Source organism: Halochromatium sp. (assembly GCF_054919635.1).
The window spans coordinates 1-3,490 of sequence record NZ_JBUDPI010000371.1; the positions used below are offsets into that span (position 1 = coordinate 1).

The 3,490-nt window shown below is 61.8% G+C and carries 3 protein-coding genes; all 3 read left to right on the forward strand.

Annotated elements, in window-relative coordinates; genetic code table 11:
* Nucleotides 1-396 precede the first annotated feature (396 nt).
* The 3 genes from ACY693_RS16740 to ACY693_RS16750 all read left to right on the forward strand — a co-directional run bounded on the left by ACY693_RS16740 (nucleotide 397) and on the right by ACY693_RS16750 (nucleotide 3,454).
* Nucleotides 397-1,218, forward strand: coding sequence for a tyrosine-protein phosphatase (locus ACY693_RS16740; protein WP_462322947.1), 822 nt, complete (start codon nucleotides 397-399; stop codon nucleotides 1,216-1,218).
* A 15-nt stretch (nucleotides 1,219-1,233) separates the two neighbouring features.
* A complete protein-coding gene (locus ACY693_RS16745) occupies nucleotides 1,234-2,820 on the forward strand; it encodes an O-antigen ligase family protein (RefSeq protein WP_462322948.1) in 1,587 nt (528 codons plus the stop codon).
* A gap of 94 nt (nucleotides 2,821-2,914) precedes the next feature.
* Nucleotides 2,915-3,454 (forward strand): hypothetical protein, encoded by a 540-nt coding sequence (locus ACY693_RS16750; RefSeq protein WP_462322949.1) that lies wholly within the window; start codon nucleotides 2,915-2,917, stop codon nucleotides 3,452-3,454.
* The last annotated feature ends 36 nt before the right edge of the window (nucleotides 3,455-3,490 follow it).

The window sequence follows — 3,490 nt, forward strand, 5'->3', positions numbered from 1 at the left end:
TCCCTTGGTGGCCGCCCTTTTTCACCCCTGCGGGGGAGGCTGGGGTGATGTTTCCACTTCTCGGCCGAGCGTCACGCGCAAGTCATTGATTGTTCGTTCGCCGCTGGGGTAAACGAAATCTCACCAGACTTGTAGGCTCATGCAATTCAGGGGGTTAGAGACTGCGCAAATGTCTCAGTTGGGAGAAATGATGCCCGGCAACACGAGGCTTGACAAGCCTTTGGAATCTGGTTGCGAGTTGGCCTCCGACGCTATCGTGCGGATCGCGTGGTTGTAAGCGATCTCGTCGCGTTGTCGTTGCCGCTCTGAATCCGCTACCCTAACGCTCAAAGTGACATCCGCTCCATGTCTAACGCCATCCAGCCACTCCAGACTACATCACCACGCCGGGCGAAGATGATTGACCTTCACTGCCACATGCTCCCGGGAATCGACGACGGCTCACCGGATCTGTCGACCTCCTTAGCGATGGCGAGGATTGCCATCGCTGACGGTATCCAAGTCACGGCATGCACCCCACACATCTATCCGGGCCTGTATGAGAACGAGGCTGACGGAATCGCGACCGCAGTGAGCCAGTTTCGCGAGGCGCTGGAGCGAGAGGCCCTCGATCTCACCTTGACCTACGGCGCTGACATCCAGATCGTCCCCGAACTGCTCGCGGGGCTGCGCCGAGGTACCCACCCCACGCTCAACAAGTCTCGCTACTTTTTGTTCGAGCCGCCTCACCACACGGTGCCTGTGCGCTTCCACGAATCGATCCATGATACGGTCGCGGCAAGCTATGTGCCGGTCATCACGCATCCAGAGAGACTGACCTGGCTAGACAACGAACACTACCCCTGGTTCGTTCAGGCGGCTCAAGCCGGAGCCTGGATTCAGGTCACCTCCGGCGCACTCACCGGGCGCTTCGGTCGGCAGGCCCAGTACTGGGGTGAGCGCATGCTCGACGACGGGCTGGTGCATATCCTTGCCACCGATTCGCATGATCCGCATCACCGCCCCCCGGTCTTATCTGAAGGGCGCGCAGTCGCCGCCAAATGGCTCGGAGAGGCCGAGGCCGATCGCCTAGTCACACAACGGCCACAGGCAATCCTCGATAACCGAGCTCCCGCCGAGGTTCCTCCGCCACCGATGCTCGACCCCTCCGCGCCCAAACCGCAGAAGGCGCCGAACAAGAGACGCAGTTGGCTCAGTAAGCTCTTCGGCGACGACTAAACGGGTACGAAGCCGATGGAAAAGACACACAAACGGAAGGCAGAGAACCCGCTAGCCCAGCCGATCTTCTGGCTGTTGATCGCCGTCCTGATCGTCACGCCACTATTCCGGGCGGGGCTCACGCCACTCGCGGCATTGCTCTCGCAACTGCTGGCGGTTGGGCTGCTCTCGGTCATGCTCTGGTCCCCGCGGCGTCTCGGGCTCAAGCCGTTCGAATGGATGCTGATACTGCTGCTCTTGGTGACACCGCTGCTGTATCTCATCCCGCTGCCCGCAGCGCTCGTCGATGGCCTGGCCGGACGCGAGCGTTACGCCGAAGCGCTCGCACTCTTACCAGGAGGGGCAGACGTGATCAGCGCCTGGCGGCCGTTATCGCTGGTACCGTTTTCAACCGCCTCTGCATTGGTCGCCTTGTTGCTGCCCGTTTCTGTGTTCATCGCCACCCGGAGCTTGGACGCCGAGCGCGTCCGGCTGCTGATCAAGGTGATGCTCTCCATCACCGCACTCCAGGCCCTGATCGGTCTCCTCCAGTTCGGCGTTGCCCAGGGTGGGCTGGAGGCCGCTTGGGGCGTCAAGGCTGGCACCGGAGGCTCTGGCACCGGCACTTACCCAAACCGCAACCACCTCGCCGGCCTCATCGAGATGATGCTGCCGATCGTGCTCGCGCTCCTGTTCTATAACCTCGGCCGTGCCGACACTGGCCCGAGAAAGGGCTCCAGGTCGCAGGTATGGGGGCAGAGCGCTGCGTTCTGGGGCTCTAAGTCCGGCAATGCAACAATCATTTACGCCGCCTTGACGCTGCTGCTGATCGTGGCCGCGGTGTTTACCCGCTCTCGCACCGGTATCTTCCTGGTGATGCTTGGCATTCTGCTCACGACCATCGTCTTCTCGCGCCGCATCGGCGGCAGCAATGTCTTCGGGCCGGCCGGTACCATCATTGCGCTGGCCGTCGCGGCCGGTTTCGCAATCGGCCTCACGCCGGTGCTGGATCGTTTCTCCGTCGGCAACATGGCAGAAGATGCCCGCTTCACCCTCTTCGAAACGAGTTTTCAAGGGGCAGGACAATTCTTCCCTTTTGGAAGCGGCCCAGGCACCTTTCCGGACGTCTTTCCGCCCTTGCAGCCTGTCGAGCTCGGACGCTACTTCATCAATCGGGCCCACAACGACTACTTGGAATGGTTCTTCGACGCCGGACTCCTCGGTCTCGCGATTCCACTGCTCGTCTTGGCGGTCTATCTGCGCCAGTGGTTTCAAATCTCCAGCACCGCAGAATGGACCCGCGGACGCTTCCTCCAGGTTGGCGCCGGCCTCGGAATGCTCTTGGTCGCACTGCATGAATTCGTCGACTACAATCTCTATACACCGGCGAATCAGGTTGCCTTCGCTGTGCTTGCGGGAGTGTTCTTCATGCCCCCACAAGAGTTCTCGTCAACCGAGAAAGGGCGCCGGCGCCGAACGCGCAACACACCTGATCTAGAGCCCGAGCCAGCCGCGCCACCGCCCTCGACTGGGGCTGGAAAGCCGCCGCCGAATCAGATCCGGAATCCGTTTCTCGAACCTAGACAGGCCACGCCGTCACAAGTTGAAGATTGCCTGTCTTGACGACAATCAGTTAGCCTTCAGGAGCGCGGCCAAGCCATGATGTTGTCTGAGGAGTATGTTGCAACCTTCTGATAAGTCTGGAAGGTTGGTGGTTATGGCTGAGGTGGTAAAGCGTTCAGGTGACGAAATGACGGTGGAGGTGAGGCTGCGCCTGAGCGGCAGCCTGCTGGAGATGGAGGAGGCGATCCTGCAGGCGACCAACGCGGTGGGGCGTTGCGCGACCGAAGCGGCGCTGATGCGCTTCGATACCGATGGCAGTCCGATTCGCATCGGGGAGACCAAACTGACCGCGCGCGAGCGCAACACCAAGCAGTACCAGACCCCGTATGGTGCGCTTCAGGTCGAACGCTACGTCTGCCAGAGCTCGCGCGGCGGGCGCGTCTACTGTCCTCTGGAGCATCAGGCGCGCATTGTGCGCGGCGCGACGCCGCGCTTTGCCAGCCAGCTCAGCCACAAGTACTCCCAGCTCAACGTGCGTGCGGTGCAGCGCGACCTGGCGCAGAATCACGGCCGCACGGTGGCGACCTCCTACATTCAGAACGTCGCCGACTGGGTCGGCAGCATCGCCACGACCAAGGAGGAGACCTCGGAGTACGCGCTGCCGCCGCTCGACGCCCCATTGCCACCGTGGTGATCAGCCTCGATGGGGCGATGATCCCGATGGCCGACA